General features: G+C 66.8%; 21 protein-coding genes. 13 read left to right on the plus strand and 8 right to left on the minus strand.

Features of this window, described 5'->3' with window-relative positions; genetic code table 11:
* Positions 1-71: 71 nt before the first annotated feature.
* The 6 genes from PGN27_RS05065 to PGN27_RS05090 all read left to right on the plus strand — a co-directional run bounded on the left by PGN27_RS05065 (position 72) and on the right by PGN27_RS05090 (position 6,823).
* Positions 72-1,355, plus strand: coding sequence for a PucR family transcriptional regulator (locus tag PGN27_RS05065; protein ID WP_335325101.1), 1,284 nt, complete (start codon positions 72-74; stop codon positions 1,353-1,355).
* A gap of 131 nt (positions 1,356-1,486) precedes the next feature.
* On the plus strand, positions 1,487-2,407 hold the full coding sequence (locus tag PGN27_RS05070; protein ID WP_335325102.1) for an ACP S-malonyltransferase: 921 nt from the start codon (positions 1,487-1,489) through the stop codon (positions 2,405-2,407).
* A 72-nt stretch (positions 2,408-2,479) separates the two neighbouring features.
* Complete coding sequence (gene acpM, locus PGN27_RS05075; protein WP_030136494.1) at positions 2,480-2,776, plus strand: meromycolate extension acyl carrier protein AcpM; 297 nt, start codon at positions 2,480-2,482, stop codon at positions 2,774-2,776.
* On the plus strand, positions 2,773-4,023 hold the full coding sequence (gene kasA, locus PGN27_RS05080; RefSeq protein WP_335325103.1) for a 3-oxoacyl-ACP synthase KasA: 1,251 nt from the start codon (positions 2,773-2,775) through the stop codon (positions 4,021-4,023). Before acpM ends, kasA begins: the two co-directional genes overlap by 4 nt.
* Before the next feature lie 69 nt (positions 4,024-4,092).
* Positions 4,093-5,346, plus strand: a complete 1,254-nt coding sequence (gene kasB / locus PGN27_RS05085) for a 3-oxoacyl-ACP synthase KasB (RefSeq protein WP_335325104.1) — start codon at positions 4,093-4,095, stop codon at positions 5,344-5,346.
* Positions 5,347-5,401: 55 nt separating this feature from the next.
* Entirely contained in the window at positions 5,402-6,823 is a 1,422-nt protein-coding gene (locus PGN27_RS05090; protein WP_335325105.1) for an acyl-CoA carboxylase subunit beta, read from the plus strand.
* Positions 6,824-6,876: 53 nt separating this feature from the next.
* On the opposite strand, the gene PGN27_RS05095 is transcribed toward PGN27_RS05090, so the two are convergent.
* Positions 6,877-8,136, minus strand: a complete 1,260-nt coding sequence (locus tag PGN27_RS05095) for an IS30 family transposase (RefSeq protein WP_418888535.1) — start codon at positions 8,134-8,136, stop codon at positions 6,877-6,879.
* An 81-nt stretch (positions 8,137-8,217) separates the two neighbouring features.
* Positions 8,218-8,967, minus strand: a complete 750-nt coding sequence (locus PGN27_RS05100; RefSeq protein ID WP_335325107.1) for an SDR family oxidoreductase — start codon at positions 8,965-8,967, stop codon at positions 8,218-8,220.
* 83 nt (positions 8,968-9,050) lie between these two features.
* Here PGN27_RS05100 and PGN27_RS05105 point away from each other — a divergent pair, with 83 nt between their 5' ends.
* The gene (locus tag PGN27_RS05105; protein WP_335325108.1) at positions 9,051-9,920 is read left to right on the plus strand and encodes a LysR family transcriptional regulator; all 870 of its coding nucleotides are present in this window, start codon (positions 9,051-9,053) and stop codon (positions 9,918-9,920) included.
* A 1-nt stretch (position 9,921) separates the two neighbouring features.
* On the opposite strand, the gene PGN27_RS05110 is transcribed toward PGN27_RS05105, so the two are convergent.
* Both PGN27_RS05110 and PGN27_RS05115 read right to left on the minus strand, forming a co-directional pair.
* Positions 9,922-11,451 (minus strand): glycerol-3-phosphate dehydrogenase/oxidase, encoded by a 1,530-nt coding sequence (locus PGN27_RS05110; protein ID WP_335325109.1) that lies wholly within the window; start codon positions 11,449-11,451, stop codon positions 9,922-9,924.
* Entirely contained in the window at positions 11,448-12,023 is a 576-nt protein-coding gene (locus tag PGN27_RS05115; protein WP_335325110.1) for a TetR/AcrR family transcriptional regulator, read from the minus strand. Before PGN27_RS05115 ends, PGN27_RS05110 begins: the two co-directional genes overlap by 4 nt.
* A 50-nt stretch (positions 12,024-12,073) precedes the next feature.
* On the opposite strand from PGN27_RS05115, the gene PGN27_RS05120 reads away from it, so the two are divergent.
* Together PGN27_RS05120 and PGN27_RS05125 are read left to right on the plus strand one after the other, a co-directional pair.
* Complete coding sequence (locus PGN27_RS05120; RefSeq protein ID WP_335325243.1) at positions 12,074-13,642, plus strand: FAD-binding oxidoreductase; 1,569 nt, start codon at positions 12,074-12,076, stop codon at positions 13,640-13,642.
* Positions 13,642-14,529 carry a diacylglycerol kinase gene (locus tag PGN27_RS05125; protein WP_335325244.1) on the plus strand — a complete coding sequence of 296 codons (888 nt, stop codon included), beginning with the start codon at positions 13,642-13,644 and terminating at the stop codon, positions 14,527-14,529. Before PGN27_RS05120 ends, PGN27_RS05125 begins: the two co-directional genes overlap by 1 nt.
* Positions 14,530-14,555: 26 nt before the next feature.
* Here the strand turns inward: PGN27_RS05125 and PGN27_RS05130 are convergent, their stop codons facing one another.
* The 4 genes from PGN27_RS05130 to PGN27_RS05145 form a co-directional block, all read right to left on the minus strand.
* Positions 14,556-14,876 carry a PASTA domain-containing protein gene (locus PGN27_RS05130; RefSeq protein WP_335325111.1) on the minus strand — a complete coding sequence of 107 codons (321 nt, stop codon included), beginning with the start codon at positions 14,874-14,876 and terminating at the stop codon, positions 14,556-14,558.
* A gap of 121 nt (positions 14,877-14,997) precedes the next feature.
* Positions 14,998-15,510, minus strand: coding sequence for a DUF3145 domain-containing protein (locus PGN27_RS05135; protein ID WP_023986000.1), 513 nt, complete (start codon positions 15,508-15,510; stop codon positions 14,998-15,000).
* Positions 15,511-15,620: 110 nt separating this feature from the next.
* Positions 15,621-16,445 carry a serine hydrolase domain-containing protein gene (locus tag PGN27_RS05140; RefSeq protein WP_335325112.1) on the minus strand — a complete coding sequence of 275 codons (825 nt, stop codon included), beginning with the start codon at positions 16,443-16,445 and terminating at the stop codon, positions 15,621-15,623.
* 57 nt (positions 16,446-16,502) lie between these two features.
* Entirely contained in the window at positions 16,503-17,105 is a 603-nt protein-coding gene (locus PGN27_RS05145) for a TetR/AcrR family transcriptional regulator (protein ID WP_335325113.1), read from the minus strand.
* Positions 17,106-17,181: 76 nt separating this feature from the next.
* Here PGN27_RS05145 and PGN27_RS05150 point away from each other — a divergent pair, with 76 nt between their 5' ends.
* From PGN27_RS05150 to PGN27_RS05165, 4 genes are read left to right on the plus strand one after another with little or no spacing between them, the layout of a single operon-like run.
* Positions 17,182-17,997: an SDR family oxidoreductase gene (locus PGN27_RS05150; protein WP_335325114.1), complete on the plus strand. Its 816-nt coding sequence runs from the start codon at positions 17,182-17,184 to the stop codon at positions 17,995-17,997.
* Positions 17,998-18,025: 28 nt separating this feature from the next.
* On the plus strand, positions 18,026-19,516 hold the full coding sequence (locus PGN27_RS05155) for a flavin-containing monooxygenase (RefSeq protein WP_418888536.1): 1,491 nt from the start codon (positions 18,026-18,028) through the stop codon (positions 19,514-19,516).
* 9 nt (positions 19,517-19,525) lie between these two features.
* Positions 19,526-20,611: an S-(hydroxymethyl)mycothiol dehydrogenase gene (locus tag PGN27_RS05160; RefSeq protein WP_335325116.1), complete on the plus strand. Its 1,086-nt coding sequence runs from the start codon at positions 19,526-19,528 to the stop codon at positions 20,609-20,611.
* The gene (locus PGN27_RS05165; RefSeq protein WP_335325117.1) at positions 20,611-21,234 is read left to right on the plus strand and encodes an MBL fold metallo-hydrolase; all 624 of its coding nucleotides are present in this window, start codon (positions 20,611-20,613) and stop codon (positions 21,232-21,234) included. The genes PGN27_RS05160 and PGN27_RS05165 overlap by 1 nt, the downstream gene beginning before the upstream one ends.
* Positions 21,235-21,294 lie beyond the last annotated feature (60 nt).

Genomic DNA, 21,294 nt, shown 5'->3' on the forward strand with positions numbered 1-21,294 from the left:
ACGTGGCGTGTGGAGCCCCGCCCCGAACGAAAAGGGCGGGGCTCCACAAACGCGACGGTAAAATTTTAGAGGTGCCCGACAATTCTTTCCCCGAGCCGCGTTCTCCGCTCACCATCCTGGAGGGTGTTCCGGAGTCGCTGCGGCGTCGGCTGAAGCAGTATTCGGGCCGGCTCGCCACCGAGACGGTGCAGGCCATGCAGGAGCGGCTGCCCTTTTTCGCCGACCTGGAGGCCTCTCAGCGCGCGAGCGTGCAACTTGTCGTCCAAACCGCCGTCGTCAACTTCGCCGAGTGGCTGCACGACCCGGGCAGCGACCTCGGCTACACCGCCGAGGCCTTCGCGCTGGTGCCGCAGGATCTGACCCGTCACGTCGCGCTGCGTCAGACCGTGGACATGGTCCGTGTGACCACCGAGTTCCTCGAGGAACTGCTGCCGATGCTCGGCCGCAACGAGGAGCAGACCAACGCACTGACCATCGGCATCCTGCGTTACAGCCGCGACCTGGCGTTCGCCGCCGCGGCGAGCTACGCCGACGCGGCCGAGGCGCGCGGGGCCTGGGACACCCGGATGGAGGCCAATATCGTTGACGCCATCGTGCGCGGCGATGCGGGCAGCGGGCTACAGTCACAGGCGGCCGCGCTGAACTGGGATGCGACCGCCCCGGCCACCGTCATCGTGGGCACTCCGCGTCCGGATCGCATAGATCTGGCCATCGGTGACGTGCATGCCGCGGGCAACCGGCACGACAGGGCCACCCTCTCCGATGTACACGGCACCTGGCTGGTTGCCATCGTGGCCGGTTCACTGTCGCTGACCGACCGCTTCCTTGCCGATCTACTCTCCGTCTTCGACGACGGGCCTGTCGTCGTGGGGCCGACCGCGATGAGCCTGTCCGGACTGCACCGCAGCGCCGCGGAGGCCATCGCCGGCATGCATGCCGTCGCGGGTTGGAGTGGCGCTCCGCGGCCGGTATCAGCCCGCGAACTGCTACCCGAACGCGCGCTGCTGGGTGACGAGAACGCGCTGTCCGCGCTGGAATCCGAGGTGATGCGCCCCCTCGCCGATGCCGGTCCGGCGCTGACCGAGACGCTGGACACCTATCTCGATTCGGGTGGTGCCATAGAAGCGTGCGCGCGCAAATTGTTCGTTCATCCAAACACCGTGCGCTATCGACTGAAACGGATCGCCGACTTCACCGGGCGCGATCCCACCGTCCCGCGCGATGCCTACGTCCTGCGCGTCGCCACCACGGTCGGTCGGCTACAACGTGACCTGGGCCACTTCAGCACGACAAATGGCAGTACAACGAGCCCCGTGGGGCCGCTGGGGAACCGTTGGTCGGGACCTATGCGGTAAATGGATATCGCGCCGAGGTCACGTCCCGGTCGCTTCACGTGCTGTTTTGTAGAAACTCCACAAAAGAATAAGACAAGGTTCATATTCTCTTACACGGCGCTATGAGCGGCTCACAGTGTTTTCTTAATCCCGTGCTTGCTTTGCTTGCTCCCGGCCAGGGATCCCAGACGCCCGGCATGCTCACCCCGTGGGTCGAGCTGCCCGGCGCCGTCGACCGTCTGACCACCTGGTCGGAGATCAGCGGACTGGACCTCGTACGCCTGGGAACCACCGCCACCGCCGAGGAGATCGCCGACACCGCGGTGACCCAGCCTCTGGTCGTGGCCGCCACGCTGCTGGCCTACGAAGAGCTCACCAAGCGTGAAGTACTGGACGGTGAGTCCGCCGAAAATGGCACGGTGGTCGCAGGACACTCCGTCGGTGAGATCGCCGCCTACGCCATCGCCGGCGTCATCTCCGCCGATGACGCGGTCAAGCTCGCGGCCACCCGCGGCGCCGAGATGGCCAAGGCCTGCGCGCTGGAGCCCACCGGTATGGCCGCCGTACTCGGTGGCGACGAGTCCGAGGTTCTGGCGCGGCTGGAATCCCTCGATCTGATCCCCGCCAACCGCAACGCCGCCGGCCAGATCGTCGCCGCCGGTGCCGTCGCCGCACTGGAGAAGCTGGCCGAGGATCCCCCGGCCAAGGCGCGGGTGCGGGTGCTGGCCACCGCTGGCGCGTTCCACACCCATTACATGGCACCCGCCGCCGAGGGATACGCGGCCGCCGCGGGTGAGGTGGCGACCGCCGAGCCGACCCGGACTCTGCTGTCCAATGCCGACGGCAAGCCCGTGGCCGATGCCGCCGACGCCATGACCAAGCTGGTCGCCCAGATGACCCGCCCGGTGCGCTGGGACCTGATCAACGAGACCCTGCGCGGTATGGCGGTGTCGGCGCTGGTCGAGTTCCCGCCGGCCGGAACACTCGTCGGTATCGCCAAGCGCGAGCTCAAGGGCACACCGACCAAGGCCATCAAGGCCCCCGAAGACCTGGACGGGCTCGCCGAGCTCTGACCCGGAGTACGAAAGAACCACAGACTCGAACCATCCCGACAGCCGGGATGGCAAAACACAGAAGGAGCCATCGTGGCCGCCAGTCAAGAAGAAATCATCGCCGGTCTCGCCGAGATCATCGAAGAGGTCACCGGCATCGAGCCCTCCGAGGTCACCCCGGAGAAGAGCTTCGTCGACGACCTGGACATCGACTCGCTGTCAATGGTCGAGATCGCCGTCCAGACCGAAGACAAGTACGGCGTGAAGATCCCCGACGAGGACCTCGCCGGTCTGCGCACCGTGGGTGACGTCGTCGCCTACATCCAGAAGCTCGAGGCCGAGAACCCCGAGGCCGCTGCCGCCCTGCGCGAGAAGTTTGGCTCGGAATGACCAAACCTTCCACTGCTAACGGCGGGTTCCCGAATGTCGTGGTAACCGCCGTCACGGCGACCACGTCGCTGGCACCGGACATCGAGAGCACGTGGAAGGGCTTGCTGGCCGGCGAGAGCGGCATCCGCAAGCTCGAGGACGACTTCGTCGAGAAGTGGGACCTGGCAGCCAAGATCGGCGGGCACCTCAAGGAGCCGCTCGATCCGCTGATGTCACGTCTGGAAATGCGACGGATGTCCTACGTGCAGCGGATGGCCAAGTACCTCGGCAACCAGCTCTGGGAGACCGCGGGCAAGCCGGAGGTCGATCCCGACCGTTTCTCGGTCGTGATCGGCACCGGCCTCGGTGGCGGCGAGAAGATCGTCGAAACCTATGACGCGATGAACGAAGGCGGGCCCCGCAAGGTGTCCCCGCTCGCCGTTCAGATGATCATGCCCAACGGTGCTGCCGCCGTCGTCGGCCTCGAACTCGGGGCCCGTGCCGGCGTCATCACCCCGGTCTCGGCGTGTTCGTCGGGCTCGGAGGGCATCGCCCACGCATGGCGTCAGATCGTCATGGGTGACGCGGACATCGCCGTCTGTGGTGGCGTCGAGGGTGCCATCGAGGCGCTGCCGATCGCGGCGTTCTCGATGATGCGTGCGATGTCGACCCGCAATGACGATCCCGAGGCGGCTTCCCGTCCGTTCGACAAGGATCGTGACGGTTTCGTCTTCGGTGAGGCCGGTGCGCTCATGGTCATCGAGACCGAGGAGCACGCCCTGGCCCGTGGCGCCAAGCCGCTGGCCCGTCTGATGGGTGCCGGTATCACCTCCGATGCGTTCCACATGGTGGCTCCGGCCGCGGACGGCGCGCGCGCCGGCCAGGCCATGAAGCGCGCCATGGAGACCGCCGGGTTGACTGCCAAGGACATCTCGCACGTCAACGCGCACGCGACGTCCACCTCGATCGGCGACGTCGCCGAGGCGAATGCCATCCGGGTCGCCGGTGTGGAGCACGCCGCGGTGTACGCGCCGAAGTCGGCGCTGGGCCACTCGATCGGTGCCGTCGGCGCCCTCGAGTCGATCCTGACCGTGCTGGCGCTGCGTGACGGTGTCATTCCGCCCACGCTCAACTACGAGACCCCCGATCCTGAGATCGATCTCGATGTTGTCGCGGGTGAGCCTCGTTATGGCGACTACCAGTACGCCATCAACAACTCGTTCGGTTTCGGTGGCCACAATGTGGCTCTGGCCTTCGGGCGGTACTGAGACAGAGCGTTACTGAGGCTTCAGAAGACAGGCCTTTCGAAGATCGCAGTACATGAGGTGGGGAACGGCTTGAACAAGCTGTCTACGGGGAACGGTTTGCCCAACGTGGTCGTCACTGGCATCGCCATGACGACCGCGTTGGCCACCGATGCCGAAACGACATGGAAGAAACTGCTTGCCGGTGAGAGTGGCATCCGCCGGCTCGACGACCCGTTCGTCGAGGAATACGACCTGCCGGTCCGCATCGGTGGTCACCTGCTGGAGGATTTCGAGGACGAGCTCAACCGCGTCGAGAAGCGACGGCTGTCCTACCTGCAGAAGATGGCGACCGTCATCGGGCGACGGGTCTGGGAGAACGCCGGGTCCCCCGACGTCGACCCCAAGCGGTTGATGGTCTCCATCGGAACAGGCCTCGGCTCGGCGGAGGAACTGATCTTCGCCTACGACGGTATGCGGGCCAAGGGTCTGCGGGCCGTTTCCCCACTGGTCGTCCAGATGTACATGCCCAACGGTGCGGCCGCTGCCGTCGGACTGGAGCGCAAGGCCAAAGCCGGTGTCAACACCGTCATCTCGGCCTGCGCGTCGGGATCGGAAGGTATCGCCAACGCGTGGCGCAACATCGTCTTCGGTGAGGCCGATATCGCCATCTGCGGTGGCGTGGAGACCAAGATCGAGGCGGTGCCGATCGCCGGGTTCGCCCAGATGCGCATCGTGCTGTCGAACACCAACGACGACCCGCCGGGTGCCTGTCGGCCGTTCGACGTCGACCGCAACGGGTTCGTCTTCGGCGAGGGCGGCGCGATGATGGTCATCGAGACCGAGGAACACGCCAAGGCGCGCGGGGCCAACATCCTGGCTCGCATCATGGGCGCCAGCGTCACCTCCGACGGCTTCCACATCGTGGCGCCGGACCCCAACGGCGAGCAAGCCGGCTACGCGATGAGCCGGGCCATCGAGTTGGCGGGCCTGCAGCCCTCGGATATCGATCATGTCAACGCGCACGCCACCGGCACCTCCGTCGGTGACGTCGCCGAAGGTGTGGCGATCAACAACGCCATGAAGGGCCACCGGCCCGCGGTGTACGCGCCCAAGTCCGCGCTGGGCCATTCGGTCGGTGCGGTCGGTGCGGTGGAGTCGATTCTCACCGTGCTCGCCTTGCGTGACGGGGTCATCCCGCCCACGCTGAACCTGAAGAATCTGGATCCCGAGATCGACCTGGACGTGGTGGCTGGCGAGCCGCGCACCGGCAACTACCAATACGCGATCAACAACTCGTTCGGATTCGGTGGGCACAATGTGGCGCTCACCTTCGGAAAGTACTGAACAAGGTAAAACCCGAGGGCGCCGGTCACCATCCGACGCGTAAGAGGAGGACTGGATGACCATCATGGCTCCCGAAGCGGCCGCCGAGTCGCTCGACCCACGTGATCCGCTGCTGCGGCTGAGCACGTTCTTCGACGACGGCAGCGTCTCGCTGCTGCACGAGCGCGACAAGTCCGGTGTGCTCGCCGCATCCGGCACGGTCAACGGTGTGAAGACCATCGCGTTCTGCACCGACGGCACCGTGATGGGCGGCGCCATGGGCATCGAGGGATGTGCGCACATCGTCGACGCCTACGACACCGCCATCGAGGAGCAGAGCCCGATCGTGGGCATCTGGCACTCCGGCGGTGCGCGACTAGCCGAAGGCGTCAAGGCCCTGCACGCGGTCGGTCTGGTCTTCGAGGCGATGATCCGGGCCTCGGGCTACATCCCGCAGATCTCGGTGGTCGTCGGTTTCGCCGCCGGCGGCGCCGCCTACGGACCCGCCCTGACCGACGTCATCATCATGGCCCCGGACAGCAAGGTCTTCGTGACCGGTCCGGACGTGGTGCGCAGCGTGACCGGCGAGGACGTCGACATGGTGTCCCTCGGTGGCCCGGAGGCCCATCACAAGAAGTCCGGCGTGTGCCACATCGTGGCCGACGACGAGCTCGACGCCTACGAGCGCGGCCGCCGCCTCGTCGGATTGTTCTGCCAGCAGGGGCATTTCGACCGGAGCAAGGCCGAGTCCGGTGATGTCGACCTCAAGGCCCTCATGCCCGAGTCGGCCCGCCGTGCCTACGACGTGCACCCGATCGTCGAGGCGCTGTTGGACACCGACGCCCCGTTCGAGGAGTTCCAGTCCCGCTGGGCCCCGTCGATCGTGGTCGGCCTCGGCCGACTGGCCGGCCGCTCGGTCGGTGTGATCGCCAACAACCCGCTGCGCCTCGGCGGCTGCCTGAACTCCGAAAGTGCCGAGAAGTCGGCGCGTTTCGTGCGGTTGTGCGATGCGTTCGGCATTCCGCTGGTGGTCGTGGTGGACGTGCCCGGTTACCTGCCCGGCGTCGATCAGGAGTGGGGTGGCGTGGTCCGGCGCGGCGCCAAGCTGCTGCACGCCTTCGGTGAGGCCACCGTCCCGCGGGTCACGCTGGTGACCCGCAAGATCTACGGCGGCGCCTACATCGCGATGAACTCCCGCTCGCTGGGCGCCACCAAGGTGTTCGCCTGGCCGGACGCCGAGGTCGCCGTCATGGGCGCCAAGGCCGCCGTCGGCATCCTGCACAAGCGCAAGCTCGCCGCCGCCGCGGATCACGAACGCGATGCGCTGCACGAGGAATTGGCCGCCGAGCACGAGCGGATCGCCGGTGGCGTGGACAGTGCCATCGAGATCGGCGTGGTGGACGCCAAGATCGATCCCGCGCACACCCGCAGTGTCATCACCCAGGCGCTGGCCGAGGCTCCCGCCCGGCGCGGTCGACACAAGAACATCCCGCTGTAACCTTCTTCGGCTGGGCCCAATGGCCAGTTATGACACGCTCTCCCCGGGCGGATTCAAGGGGTCGTTGCAACAGTGGGTGAATCGGTCGGGTTGCAGAGTAGTTCGTGGAGTGCTTCGGCTGGTGTTTTCCAGCCCAGTGTCTGGCGGGGTCGGTTGTTGAGTTTGGTGGCGACGTAGTCGAGGTAGTCGGGGGGAAACACCGATAGGTCAGTGCCTTTGGCAAACCATTGGCGCAGCAGACCGTTGGTGTTTTCGTTGGTTCCGCGCTGCCATGGTGAGTGCGGGTCGCAGAAATAGATGTCGAGATCTGTCGCCTCAGCGATGGCCAGATGGTTGGCCAATTCGCTGCCCTGATCCCAGGTCAATGATTTACCCAGCAGCGCCGGCAACTGGCCCATCTTGGCCACGATCGCCTCTTGCACGGTCGCCGCGGTGTGATCACCGGGCAGGTGCAACAAGAGGGTGAACCGGGTGCTGCGTTCCACCAGAGTGCCGATCGCCGACCCGGAGGCGGTGCTTCCGATGATCAGATCCCCCTCCCAGTGCCCGGGGATGGCGCGGTCCTCGACCTCGGCAGGCCGTTCACTGATGCTGACCATGCCAGGGATACGTGCGCGGCGCTGCCCGGGTCGTCTGCGCGGGTGGCGTATCGCACGCCCGGTCCGCAGGTAGGTGTGCAGATCGCGCCGCAGATTGCCTTTGCCTTGGACGTATATTGCCTGGTAGATCGCTTCGTGTGACACCCACATCTCCGCAATATCAGGGAAGTCCAGCCGCAACCGGGCAGCGATCTGGGCCGGACTGTGAAACTCGTCGGTGAGTCGAGTCTGCACCACCTCACGCAGGGTCGTGCACAGATCCAGCTTGCGCGGCTTCGGTCGTGCGGCGCGGGTGACGCTGCGGTCGTGCGCGACAGTGGCCTTGTAGCGGGGACGCGGATCATGCCCACCGCGCCATGGCGCACCGAAGCGATATCGGGACCGATAGCCCGTACGACCTCGGCATCCGCCGTTGACAGCGATCTCCCGCGAGATCGTCGACGGCGCCCGGCCAAGGCGTTGAGCGATACACCGAATTGATTCTTTGGCCGCCACTCCTAACGCGATTTCCTCGCGCTCTTCAAAGGACAGTCGCGGCCGCCGGCGAGGTTGACCATCGGGTAACTGAGGTCTCACCCCGCCAGCATCGGCAAACCACCGCGAACCCGAGTTCAGCGACACGCCGACTGCCACAGCGGCTTCACTCACGATCAACCCGCTACGGATTTCCTCCCAGAACCGACGACGAAGACGAGACGATTTGGACGGGCGCACAACAGCTCCTCACAGGGACCTGTTGCAACCACCCCTTGAAACCGCCCCGGAAAGCCGTGCCATAACTGGCCATTCGCCGTTCTAGCGGGTGGTGTAGCCGCCGTTGGCGAAGACGGTCTGCCCGGTGATCCAGTGCCCCTCCCCGGCCAGGAACAGCACCAGCGGGGCGATGTCCTCGATGCGCGTCAGACGCCCACCCATGCCCTGGGACTTGTGGAACTCCACGCGCTCGGGCGTCTCCTGACCGTAGAAGAACGGGGTGTCCATCGGGCCGGGGCCGATGCTGTTGACGTTGATTCCGCGCGCCGCGAACTCCTTGGCCGCCGCGCGGGTGAAGTGCTCCACCGGGCTCTTGGCACCTGCGTAGGTGGAGTAGCCGTCGGTGAACGCGGCCAGCAGGGCGGTGACGATGGTGATGACCGAACCGTCGTCGGCGAGGCGACGCCCGGCCTGTTGCAGGAAGAAATAGGCCGCCTTGGCGTTGATGTCGAACATCGCGTCGTATTCGGCCTCGGTGGTCTCCACGATGGGCTTGCGCAGAACCTTGCCCACGGTGTTGATCGCGATGTCGACCTGCCCGAAGGCATCGACCGCGGTGTCGAACAACCTCTCGACGTTCGCGGGCACGGTCAGATCGCCCTGCACCTTGATGGCCCTGACCCCCGCCCGCTCCGCCTCGGCGACGGTGGCATCGGCATCGGACTCCGTCGCCGCGCTGTTGTAGTGCACCGCGACGTTGGCACCGCGCTGCGCCAGACCCCGGCTGATCAGACCCCCGAGGTTCTTTGCGCCGGCGGCGACGACTGCTGACTTTCCCTTGATTTCACTCATGCTGTGCACGCTATCGCCGGCTCAAACAATTGGAAAACAGATATAAACTGCATTTCGACAAGTAGTGCTTGTAGATTGATCGGATGACTCTCGACCTCCGGCGACTCGGGCATTTCGTCGCCGTGGCCGAGGCCGGTAGCTTCACCGCCGCGGCAGCCACCCTGCACATCACCCAACAGGCGCTGAGTCAATCGGTCCAGTTGCTCGAAAAGGACCTCGGCGCAGAACTTTTCACCCGGTCTGGGCGTCGCATCACCCCGACCGCCGCCGGCGCCCAACTGCTGATCGAGGGACGGGTGCTGCTGGCCGCCGCCGATACCGTGGCCAACCGGGTGTCGCGCACCGCCGAGGACAGCCCCGAGGTGTTCGTCGTCGGGCACACCCCCGCGCTGAGCAGCGCAGAGGTGTACACCCGGCTCGAGCCGGCAATCGACAGTTTCGAGCACCTGTCGGTCACCTGTCGGCAGATGTATCCCGCCGAGCTGCTGCGCGAGATCCTCGATGGCACCGTGCACCTGGGGCTACGCCGCGGCGTCGCACCCAGCGCCGAATTATCCTCGGCCATCATCGGTTACGACCGGGTGCGGGTCGCCGTGCCTGCTGAGCACCGACTGGCCGACGCCAACGTTGTCGATATCCGCGAACTGGCCGGCGAACAGATCGCGCTGTGGGCACCGCCCGGCGCGTCGTACTACAGCGACTTCCTGATGGGCGCATGCCGGCGAGCGGGTTTCGAGCCCGATTTCGTCGTCAGTCGCGTCCAGGGTTCGGCGACCGTCGCCGCGCCGCTGACCACCGGCGCTCCGGCCTTCGTCACTACCCAAGCCGGGACGGCGATGGATGGGCGGGTCAGGGTCATCGACCTCCAACCCGACCTGCTCGTCGGCGTGCAGGCGCTGTGGCAGCGGCACACCCGGTCGGCATTCCGCGACGCCGTCGTGGCGGGCAGCTGATTCAGACGAATTCGGCCGCCGCCGCCTCGGCGCGCTCCCGATCGGCGGCGACCAGACCGATCCGGGTTCGCCGGTCAAGGATGTCGTCGACGGCCAGGGCCCCCTCGTGGGTCACCGCATACTCGAATTCGGCACGTAGCACGTCTATTCCGTCGACCACCTGCTCGGCGGGCCGGTCACAACCCGCCGCGGCGAGGACATTCGACGCCTCCGCGCCGTAACGGGCCACCAGGGACGCGGGCATGGCCGTCGATGCCGGTGAAGCGGTGATCGGGTTTGCGGGTGCGCCGACCAGCGGCAGCTCACGGGTTCGGCAGGGTCCCGCGGTCAGCCCGCGCCGGGTGATGGCCTGGTTCACCACATCCTCTGCCATGTAGCGGTATTCGGTCAGCTTGCCACCGACCACGCTGATGACACCATCGGGGGACTCCGTCACGGCGTGATCACGCGACAGGTCGGCAGTCTCGCCCTCGCTCTCGATCAGCGGGCGCAGCCCGGCGTAGGCGCCGCGTACGTCGTGTTCGGTCAGCGCGGTGTCCAGCGCCGTGTTGACCGTATCGAGCAGGAACCGCACTTCTGCCGGGGTGGGTTCGGGCACATCGGGTATCGGCCCGGGGGCATCCTCGTCGGTGAGGCCCAGGTACACCCTGCCGAGCTGTTCGGGCATCGCAAAGACAAATCGGTTCAGGGCACCGGGAATCGGGATCGTGAGGGCGGCGGTGGGATGACCGAAGGCGGCCGCGTCGAACACCAGATGCGTGCCGCGGCTGGGTCGCAGGCGGATGGTCGGGTCGACCTCCCCCGCCCACACCCCGGTGGCGTTGACGACGGCACGCGACCGCAGCGCCATGGTCTGCCCAGTCAACTCGTCGGTCAGTGTGATCGAATCACCCTGCGCGGCTGTCGCATTCACTCGGGTCAGGATGATCGCGCCGTGCTGGGCCGCGGTGCGCGCCACCGCCGTGACCAGGCGTGCATCGTCGATGAGCTGACCGTCATAGGCCAGGAATGCGCCGTCCAGACCGTTGCGGCGCACGGTCGGAGCCAGGTCGACGGCCGTGGCCGCCGTGACACGCCGCGAGCGTGGCAATACCGACGCGGGCGTGCCCGCCAGCCTGCGCAGTCCGTCGCCGGCGAGGAATCCCGTGCGGACCAGAGCGCGCGCCGGGCGTCCCATCGCAGGCAACAGCGGCACCAGTTGCGGCATGGCATTCACCAGGTGAGGTGCCGTGCGCGTCATCAGGATTCCGCGTTCGACGGCGCTGCGGCGGGCGATGCCGATATTGCCCGACGCCAGGTACCGCAATCCACCGTGGACCAGTTTGGAGCTCCAGCGGCTGGTCCCGAACGCCAGGTCGTGCTTTTCGGCCAGCACCACGCGCAGGCCGCGGGATGCCGCGTCAAGGGCGATCCCGGTGCCGGTGATGCCCCCGCCGATGACCACCAGGTCGACGACGCCACCGTCGCCGAGTGCGGTCAGCTCGGCGGTGCGGCGGGTCCGGTTGAGAGCGCTGTCGCGTATCGAGCTCATGGCGTCAGGTATCCGTTCAGGGCGTGGGCGAGTTCGTCGGCGAGCGCGTCGGCGTCCAGGATCGGTTCGACCATCTGGGCGGACTGCACGGTGGACTGGGTGATCAGCAGGCACATGGCGGCCAGCCGGCGCGGATCGCCGGCGCGGACGCTGCCGTTCTCCTGAGCCAGTTTGAGTTGCCCGGCGACGGCGTCGATGAGGATCTGCTGGCTGGTGCCGAGCCGCTCGGCGATGTACACGATGGCCAGCTCGGGTGCGTCGTGCAGCACCGACATCACGATCTGATCCTCGCGCAGCCGGCGTGCCACCCCGACGATGCGCGCCACCAGCGCGCGACGCCCGGTCTCGCTGTCCCCCGCGTCGTCGAGCACGCGCACCACGCGGGCGGTCAGCAGCGCGGCCAGGATCGACTGGGTGTCCGGGAAACGGCGGTACACCGTCGGACGACTGATACCGGCGCGCCGCGCGATCTCGGCAAGTGTCACCCGATCCACTCCATAGGCGAGCACGCATTCTGCGGCCGCGTCGAGAATTCGATCCCCCACCGAATCGTCGTTACTGATTGACACCATGTGTAATACTGTAACGCATGATGCAAGCCCATACCGACCTGCTGCCCCCGATGAAGTGGAACGCCTGGGGAGATCCGCGGGCCGCCAAGCCGCTGTCCGACGGTATTCGCGGTCTGCTCAAGCAGGCTCTCGGCATCGACGGACCGGCCGATCCGGACCTGGCCGCCGATGACGTGCGACTGCGGCCGTCGGCTCTGCGCGATGCCGACCGCGACGCCCTGCAGGCCATCCTCGGCGCCGAGCACGTCCGCACCGATCACCAGAGCCGGCTGCTGCGCGCCGGCGGCAAGTCGACACCGGATCTGCTGCGCCGCAAGAGCACCGGCGAACAAGACGCGCCCGATGCCGTCCTGCTGCCCGCCGATGAGGCCGCCGTGATCGAGGTGCTCAAGGTCTGCAGCGAGCGGGGTATCGCCGTCGTTCCGTTCGGCGGTGGCACCAGCGTGGTCGGCGGCCTCGACCCTGACCGCGGTGAGTTCACCGCCGTGGTGTCGGTGGACCTGCGCCGGCTCGACGCACTGCACCATCTCGACCCGATCTCCGGGGAGGCCGAACTCGGCGCCGGCGTCACCGGCCCGCAGGCCGAGGAACTGCTTGGCGCACGAGGTTTCTCACTCGGTCACTTCCCGCAGAGCTTCCAGTTCGCCACCATCGGCGGCTTCGCCGCCACCCGGTCCTCCGGTCAGGATTCTGCGGGCTACGGCCGATTCGACGATATGGTGCGCGGGCTGACCGTGGCCACCCCGGCCGGCGTGCTCGACCTCGGGCGAGCCCCGGCATCGGCGGCTGGCCCCGACCTGCGGCAGCTGATCGTCGGCTCGGAGGGCGTCTTCGGCATCATCACCCGGGTCCGGGTACGGGTGCATCCGGCCCCCGAGACCACCCGCTACGAGGCGTGGTCGTTCCCCGACTTCGCCACCGGCGCCGCGGCGCTACGGGCGGTTGTCCAGATTGGCACCGGGCCGACGGTCATCAGACTGTCCGACGAAGCCGAGACCGGCGTCAATCTGGCAACCACCGAGAGCATCGGTGAGCAGACCATCACCGGGGGCTGTCTGGCCATCACCGCGTTCGAGGGGTCCGCGGCACATACCGAGAGTCGCCACGCCGAAACCGCCGCCGTCCTGCGCGCACACGGTGGCACCTCGCTCGGCGACGGCGCGGCCCGAGCCTGGGAACACGGTCGATTCAATGCCCCGTATCTGCGTGATTCCCTGCTGTCGGCCGGAGCGTTGTGCGAGACGCTGGAAACCGCGACCAATTGGTCGAATATCCCCGCGCTGAAGGCCGCCGTCACCGACGCGCTCACCGATTCTCTGGGTCGGACGCTGGTGATGTGCCATATTTCGCATGTGTATCCCACCGGAGCGTCGCTCTACTTCACAGTCGTCGCCGGCCAGCAGGGTGACCCGATCGAACAATGGCAGCGCGCCAAGATCGCCGCTTCCGAGGCGATGGTGCGCACCGGGGCGACCATCACCCATCATCATGCCGTCGGCGCAGATCACCGCCCGTGGATGCGGGCCGAGGTGGGCGACCTCGGCGTTGACGTGTTGCGGGCGGTGAAGTCGGTGCTGGACCCGGCCGGAATCATGAACCCGGGCAAGCTGATCCCGTGATCAAGCGGGTCACCGTCCTGACCAACCCGGCGTCGGGACACGGCAGCGCACCACATGCCGCCGAACGGGCCGTCGCACAATTACACCGGCGCGGGGTCGACGTGGTCGCCATCGCGGGCCGTGATCCGGCTCATGCCCGCCAACTCGTCGAGGGTGCCCTGGAGCGCGGGATGGACGCGCTGGTCGTGGTGGGCGGTGACGGGATCATCTCGCTGGCATTGCAGGTTCTCGCCACGACCGGCATCCCGCTCGGAATCATCCCGGCGGGCACCGGTAACGACCATGCCCGCGAGTTCGGTATTCCGACAAAGGATCCCGAAGCCGCGGCCGATATCGTCGTCGACGGTCGGGCCGCGACGGTGGATCTGGGACGCATCGTCGGCGCCGACGGAACCCGGCGCTGGTTCGGTACCGTCATGGCCGCCGGATTCGACTCGCTGGTGACCGACCGAACCAACCGGATGCGGTGGCCGCACGGGCGGATGCGATACAACCTCGCGATGGTCGCGGAGATCTCCGCGCTGCGACTGCTGCCGTTCCGGCTGACCTTCGACGGTGTCGAGGTGCAGACAGACCTGACGTTGGCGGCCTTCGGCAACACCCGAAGCTACGGCGGGGGTATGCGGATCTGTCCTGGCGCCGACCCGACCGACGGATTGCTCGACGTCACCATGGTCGCCTCAGCATCCCGAACGCGGCTCATCCGCTTGTTCCCCACTGTCTTTCGGGGCACCCATGTCGATCTCGACGAGGTACAGACCCGGCGAGCGCGAGTGATCACGGTCGACTGCCCGGGAATCAACGCCTACGCCGACGGGGAGTTCGTCTGCCCGCTGCCCGTCGAGGTGTCTGCGGTGCCGGGTGCGCTTGCGGTGCTGCGCCCCTGACGCGGAACGTCCCGGGGATCAGCCGATCAGCACTCGCCGTGTTCGTTGACCGACACCCGCGGGACCGTGTGCGGGGCGATCTCGCTGCCCGGGTCGGGCGACTGCGAGCAGACATCCCACATCGCCGGCGCCACGATCTTCCACGAGGCGACCTGCTTGTTGACGTACTTGAGGGTGGGCCCGTTGCCGCCGACCGCCTCGTTGTACAGGGCCTGCGCCTTCTCCAGGTTCATGCCCTGCAGCGAGGGCATGGTCCAGGTGGGTTCGGCTGCCGCAGTGGGCATTCCGGCAGCGGACAGGACAACCAGGGCGGCACCGGCCGCGGCGAACGCTGTCTTCGAATTCATAGCGCGAAGAGTAGCCAGCGATTCTGTAAGGAAGCTGGATCCCAGGCGTGACTCTGCTGTAAGGCGCGAAACCCGTTTCCGGACAACCCGAATCGACCAGAAATCGGCCTCCTGGTGTGACTCAGCCCACTCCCCGGTTGAGCCAGGTGACTTCGCCGGTGTCGCCGCCACCACGGTAGGGCTCCAGCGATTCGTCCCATGCGGTGCCCAGCACGGAATCCAGATCGGCGGCCAGCGCGTCGGCCCCGGAGGCCATCAGTGCGCGCAACCGTTGCTCGCCGACCATGACGTCACCGTTGGCACTCATCGCTCCGCTCCACAGCCCGAGCTGAGGCGTGTGGCACCAGCGATGCCCGTCGACGCCCTCGCTGGGGTCCTCGGTGACCTCGAAGCGCAGCACCGACCACGACCGCAGGGCGTTCGCCAACTGCGCACCGGTACCCACCGGGCCCACCCAGTTGGTGACGGCACGCAGCTGTCCGGGCATGGCAGGTTGGGGCGTCCACTTGAGGTTCGCCCGCGCCGACAGGGTCGACGAAAGAGCCCACTCCACATGTGGGCATACCGCCGCGGGCGAGGCGTGAACGTAAACCACGCCAGTTGTCGCCTCGGCGAACTGGTTCGACGCACGCATACTTTTGCTCCTTCGGCTCCACGAGGGACGTCTTCCCCAACGACCTGGCGTTACCGAAATGTGCAGTTGTTTCGTGCGTGTCTATTGTGCCTTGTGAGACGCGTGTTGCGCTAGTGTGCGCCGAATTCTCTCAGGACTCCATCAGAGATCGCGGGCCACAGCTCATACGCCCAGTCCCCGAAGTCGCGATCGGTGAGCACCACCAGGGCCACCTCAGCGATCGGATCGACCCACAAAAACGTCCCTGACTGGCCGAAATGCCCGAAGGTCGCCGGCGAGTTCGCCGAGCCGGTCCAATGCGGCGACTTGTGCGAGCGCAGCTCGAATCCCAACCCCCAGTCGTTGGGACGTTGCGAGCCGAACCCGGGCAGCACGCCGTTGAGACCGGGAAACTGCACGGTCGTCGCCTCGGCGTGCAGTTCCGGTGTCACGAGCACCGGCCGAAGCAGATCACCGGCGAAATGCGCCAGATCGTCGACGCAGGACTGGCCACCATGGCCGGCGGCGTCCGCCCCACCCGCCAAGGCCGATCCCGCCATGCCGAGCGGTTCGAACACCGCTTCGCGCAGGTAGTCGGAGAATTCGATCCCCGTCGCGTCCTGCAGAGCATTGGCCAACAACGCGAACCCGTAATTGGAGTAGATCCGCCGGGTGCCGGGTGCGGCCAGTTGATCGGGGCCCTGCATGCTCACCCCCGAGGTGTGCGCCAGCAGGTGTCGCACCGTCGCACCGGATGGACCGGCCGGGGTGTCCAGATCGAACGCACCCTCTTCGACGGCGACCTGCGCGGCGCGGGCCACCAATGGCTTGGTGACCGAGGCCAACCGGAACCGATGAGCGGTGTCCCCGCGGCCGGCGAGCACGCCGTCCGGTCCGACCACCGCGGCAGCGACCGTCGACACCGGCCAATCGTCGAGAAGTTCGAGGGCACCCACCCGCAGGATGCTACCGACGCCGAACCCGGAGGCGCGTCCGGCTGATCCGGCGGGACATCAGCTCTTCGCGCCGAGCGTTTCCAGCAGATTCATGGTCCGGGTGATCGCATCGGCCACCGGGCGCGTCGACAATGACGGGTCGATGGCGCGCTGGATGCCCAGGCCGATCCCCGCGCTCAGCAAGAGGTTTCCGAAGTCATCCAAAGCGGTCGGATCCAGATCCTCGGCCAATGACCGCAGCACCGCGACGACCATCTGCGCAGCTTCGTCACGTAGGGCGGTGATCATCTCGCCGAGTTCGGGGTTGTGCCGCGAGAGGACGACGAACTCCAACTCCAACATGGTCCAGCCGACATCGCCGGCTGTGCGCTCCAGCCAATCATTGATCGCACCGATCCGGACCGAAAGATCTGCATCGGTGGCGGCCAGCCGGGACATCTCACCGAGCTTCTCGTGGTGGATCAGGGCAAGCACTTCCCGGCACAGCGCAGGTTTACTCCCGAAGTTGGAGTACACCGCACCTTTGGAAAACCCGGCGTCCTCGGCGATGTCCTCGAGGCTGGTGGCGGCGTAGCCCCGCTCCAGGAACCGCGCCTTGGCGGCCTGTAGCAGTTCGGCGCGTGTCTGCTCTTGGCGTTCGGCCCTGGTCAGACGCGGCATGGGCCAAATGATAGACCGCGGGTATTGATTGAACTATAAGTATTCGGATACCGTCGGTATTCGAAAGCGAGGTCTCGTGAAACCATCCATTGACGGCAAGGTCGTCATCATCACTGGCGCAGCACGAGGTATCGGCGCCCGAACCGCGCAACTGTTCACCGACCACAACGCCATCGTCTGCGTCGGCGATATCGACACTCCGGAGCGCTACCTCAACGTCACAGACACCGCATCTTGGCGGCGATTCATCGCCGATGTGCTCGACACTCATGGCCGCATCGACATCCTGGTCAACAATGCCGGGGTCATGCCGCTGGGTGCGTTCGATACCGAGGACGACCACACCACCGACCTGGTGCTCGATGTCAACGTTCGCGGGGTCATCAACGGTATGCGCGCGGTACTTCCCGCCATGCGGCACGCCGGAACCGGACATATCGTCAACGTCGCATCGATGGCCGGCATGATCCCGATCCCCGGCATGGTGAGCTATAACGCCAGCAAATTCGCCGCGCTGGGCGCGTCGCTCGCCGCCCGCCGCGAGTACGCCGGCACCGGCATCACGATATCGGCGGTACTGCCGTCGGCCGTGCGCACCGAGCTCGCATCCGGGGTGCGCCTGGGCGCGGGCCTCCCGACCGTCGAACCCGACGATGTCGCTCGCGCGATCCTGCGCACCGTGCGCACCCGCGCGGCCCGCACCTCGGTACCCCGCTGGGTGGGTCCACTCTGGGCACTCACCGATGCCGTCGTTCCGGAGTCAGTTCAGCGGGCAGTTCGCGACCATATCGACGACCGACGCGCTCTGCATTCGGTCGACTCTGCCGGCCGAGCCGGGTACATCCAACGACTGCAACGGCAGTCGGCCGACCATGCGGCGGCACGCTCATGAGCACAGCGCTGGTGATCGGCGCGGCCGCGTGATCGCCAGACAACCGCGCGTCATCGTCATCGGCGCCGGGATGGCCGGTATCGCCACCGCATACACGTTGCAACGCAACGGGTTCACCGACTTCATCATCCTGGAGAAGGGGTCCGGGGTCGGTGGCGTATGGCATTGGAACCGCTACCCCGGTCTCACCTGTGACGTCCCGTCTCAGATCTACCAGTTCGGGTTCGCCCCGAAGTCGGACTGGAGCAAGCTGTGGGCCGGCGGAGACGAGATCCGCGACTACCACCGCGATATCGTCGACCGTTTCGGACTCGACAGGCACCTGCGCTTGAACACCGAGGTGACCGAGGCCCGCTACGACGCGGGCACCTGGACGCTGACGACCCGCGCCGGGGACACCATCACCGCCGACTTCGTCATCTGCGCCACCGGCGTCCTGCATCATCCGCTCATCCCGGACATCCCGGGAATCGACGACTTCGACGGTCCCGTCATACACACCGCCCGCTGGGATCCAGACGTCCAGACCGAGGGTCGGCAGGTCGCTGTCATCGGCACCGGATCCACCGGCGTGCAGGTGGTCTCGGCCTTGCAGCCCGACAGCGCGGAGGTGGCGCACTTCGCCCGATCGGCGCAGTGGGTGCTCTGGGCGCCGATGACGCTGCCACAGCCGCAGGTGTTGACTGCCGCCTTGCGGCGTTGGCCGGCACTGTTGGATGCCGCCTTCGACGGCTTGCAGTGGGCGTCGAACATCCTGGCCGACATCGTCACCACACCGTCCTGGCGCCGGCGGCTGGTGCAGGCCTACGCGCGGACCGGTCTGCGCGTGCTGATCCGGGACCAGCGACTGCGTGCGGACCTGACGCCGGATTACGAGCCGCTGTGCAAACGGCAGGTCGTTTCAGGCAGTTACTACCGCGCCATCTCCGCACCGAACACCCGCCTGGTCACCGACCCGATCAGCGAGGTGACGCCGACGGGTATCCGCACCGCCGACGGCCGACACCACGACGTCGACGTCATCGTCCTGGCCACCGGGTTCCACGCGCACAACTACATGCGGCCGATGTCGGTGATCGGTCGCGACGGCATCACCATCGACGAGGCGTGGGCGAAGGGTCCGCGTGCGTATCGGATGACCGCGATCCCGGGGTTCCCGAACTTGTTCACCGTGCTGGGACCGAACTCTCCGACCGGTTCGATCCCACTGCAGTATTCCGCCGAACTGACCGCGCGCTACATCGTGGCCTGGCTCAACCGGTTTCGCGCGGGTGAGTTCGACGAGGTGGAGGTAACCAAGGCAGCCACCGACGAATTCAACGACGCGGTCGCCGAAGCCATGGGCCCGACCGTGTGGAACACCGGGTGCCACTCCTGGTACCGCACCGAGGACGGCACCATCGACCTGTGGCCGTGGGACCGCAAGACGCTGACGGCGATGCTGTCCGAGCCCGAGGACGGCCACTACGACATCCGGAAACTGGACACCTGTCCGGCGAGGGCGGGTGCCGCGTATTAGGTTATAGGCATGAGTCAGACAGTGCGCGGTGTGATTTCCCGGTCCAAAGGTCAGCCCGTCGAGTTGGTCGACATCGTCATCCCCGATCCCGGTCCGGGTGAGGTCGTGGTCGCGATCCAGGCCTGCGGTGTCTGCCATACCGATCTGACCTACCGCGAAGGCGGAATCAACGACGACTATCCGTTCCTGCTCGGCCACGAGGCCGCCGGGATCGTCGAGAGCATCGGCGAGGGCGTCACCCATGTCGAGGTCGGCGATTTCGTGGTGTTGAACTGGCGTGCGGTCTGCGGTGAGTGCCGGGCATGTAAGCGTGGCCGCCCGCACCTGTGCTTCGACACCTTCAACGCCACCCAGAAGATGACGTTGACCGACGGCACGGAGCTGTCCCCCGCGCTGGGCATCGGCGCCTTCGCCGACAAGACCCTGGTCCATCAGGGCCAGTGCACCAAGGTCGATTCCACCGCGGACCCGGCCGTGGCCGGCCTGCTGGGTTGTGGCGTCATGGCCGGTATCGGCGCGGCGATCAACACCGGAGCGGTCAACCGCGACGACACCGTGGCCGTCATCGGCTGCGGTGGCGTGGGTGATGCCGCCATCGCCGGGGCCGCCCTGGTCGGTGCGCGGCGGATCATCGCCGTCGACGTCGACGATCGCAAGCTGCACACCGCCCGCGAGTTCGGCGCCACCCACACCATCAACGCCAAGGATCTCGACGCCATCGAGACGATCCAGGACCTGACCGACGGGTTCGGCGCCGATGTCGTCATCGACGCCGTCGGCAGGCCCGAAACCTGGAAGCAGGCCTTCTACGCCCGCGATTTGGCCGGCACCGTGGTCCTGGTCGGGGTGCCCACCCCGGACATGAAGCTGGAGATGCCGCTGGTCGACTTCTTCTCCCGCGGGGGCTCGCTGAAGTCGAGCTGGTACGGCGACTGCCTGCCCGAGCGCGATTTCCCGACGCTCATCAGCCTCTATCTGCAGGGGCGGCTGCCGCTGGAGAAGTTCGTCTCCGAGCGCATCGGCCTCGATCAGGTCGAAGAGGCCTTCCACAAGATGCACGCCGGTGAGGTGCTGCGCTCGGTGGTGGTCTTCTGATGGGCGACATCCAGCGGGTGGTGACCAGCGGCACCTTCGAACTCGACGGCGGCAGTTGGGATGTCGACAACAACATCTGGTTGATAGGCGACGATGAAGACGTCATCGTCTTCGACGCCGCGCACACCGCCGACCCGATCATCGAGGCGGTCGGCGGCCGCAATGTCGTCGCGGTGGTCTGCACGCACGGCCACAACGACCACATCACCGTCGCACCCGAACTTGCCAAGGCCCTCGACGCTCCAGTGTTCCTGCACCCGGCCGACGAGATGTTGTGGCGCGCCGTGCACCCCGAAGCAGCGTTCCGCACTGTCGACGACGGGCTGGTGCTCACCGCCGGCGGGATCGAACTGCACGCCATGCACACGCCCGGACACTCCCCCGGATCGGTGTGCTGGTCGGCGCCGGCATTGAACGCCGTCGTCTCCGGCGACACCCTGTTCCAGGGCGGCCCGGGCGCCACCGGCCGGTCCTATTCGGACTTCCCGACCATCCTGGAATCGATCTCCCAGCGGTTGGGCACCTTGCCCGACGAGACGGTCGTATACACCGGCCACGGTGACACCACCACCATCGGGGGTGAGCTCGTGAACTACGACGAGTGGGTCAAGCGGGGCCACTAGGGCCCCGGCGACCCGCCGCAGGGGATTTGCGGGCGGACGAATTTTTGTTTGCTGAGATTG

Origin of the sequence: Mycolicibacterium neoaurum (assembly GCF_036946495.1) — a bacterium.
Classification (GTDB): Bacteria; Actinomycetota; Actinomycetes; order Mycobacteriales; family Mycobacteriaceae; genus Mycobacterium; species Mycobacterium neoaurum_B.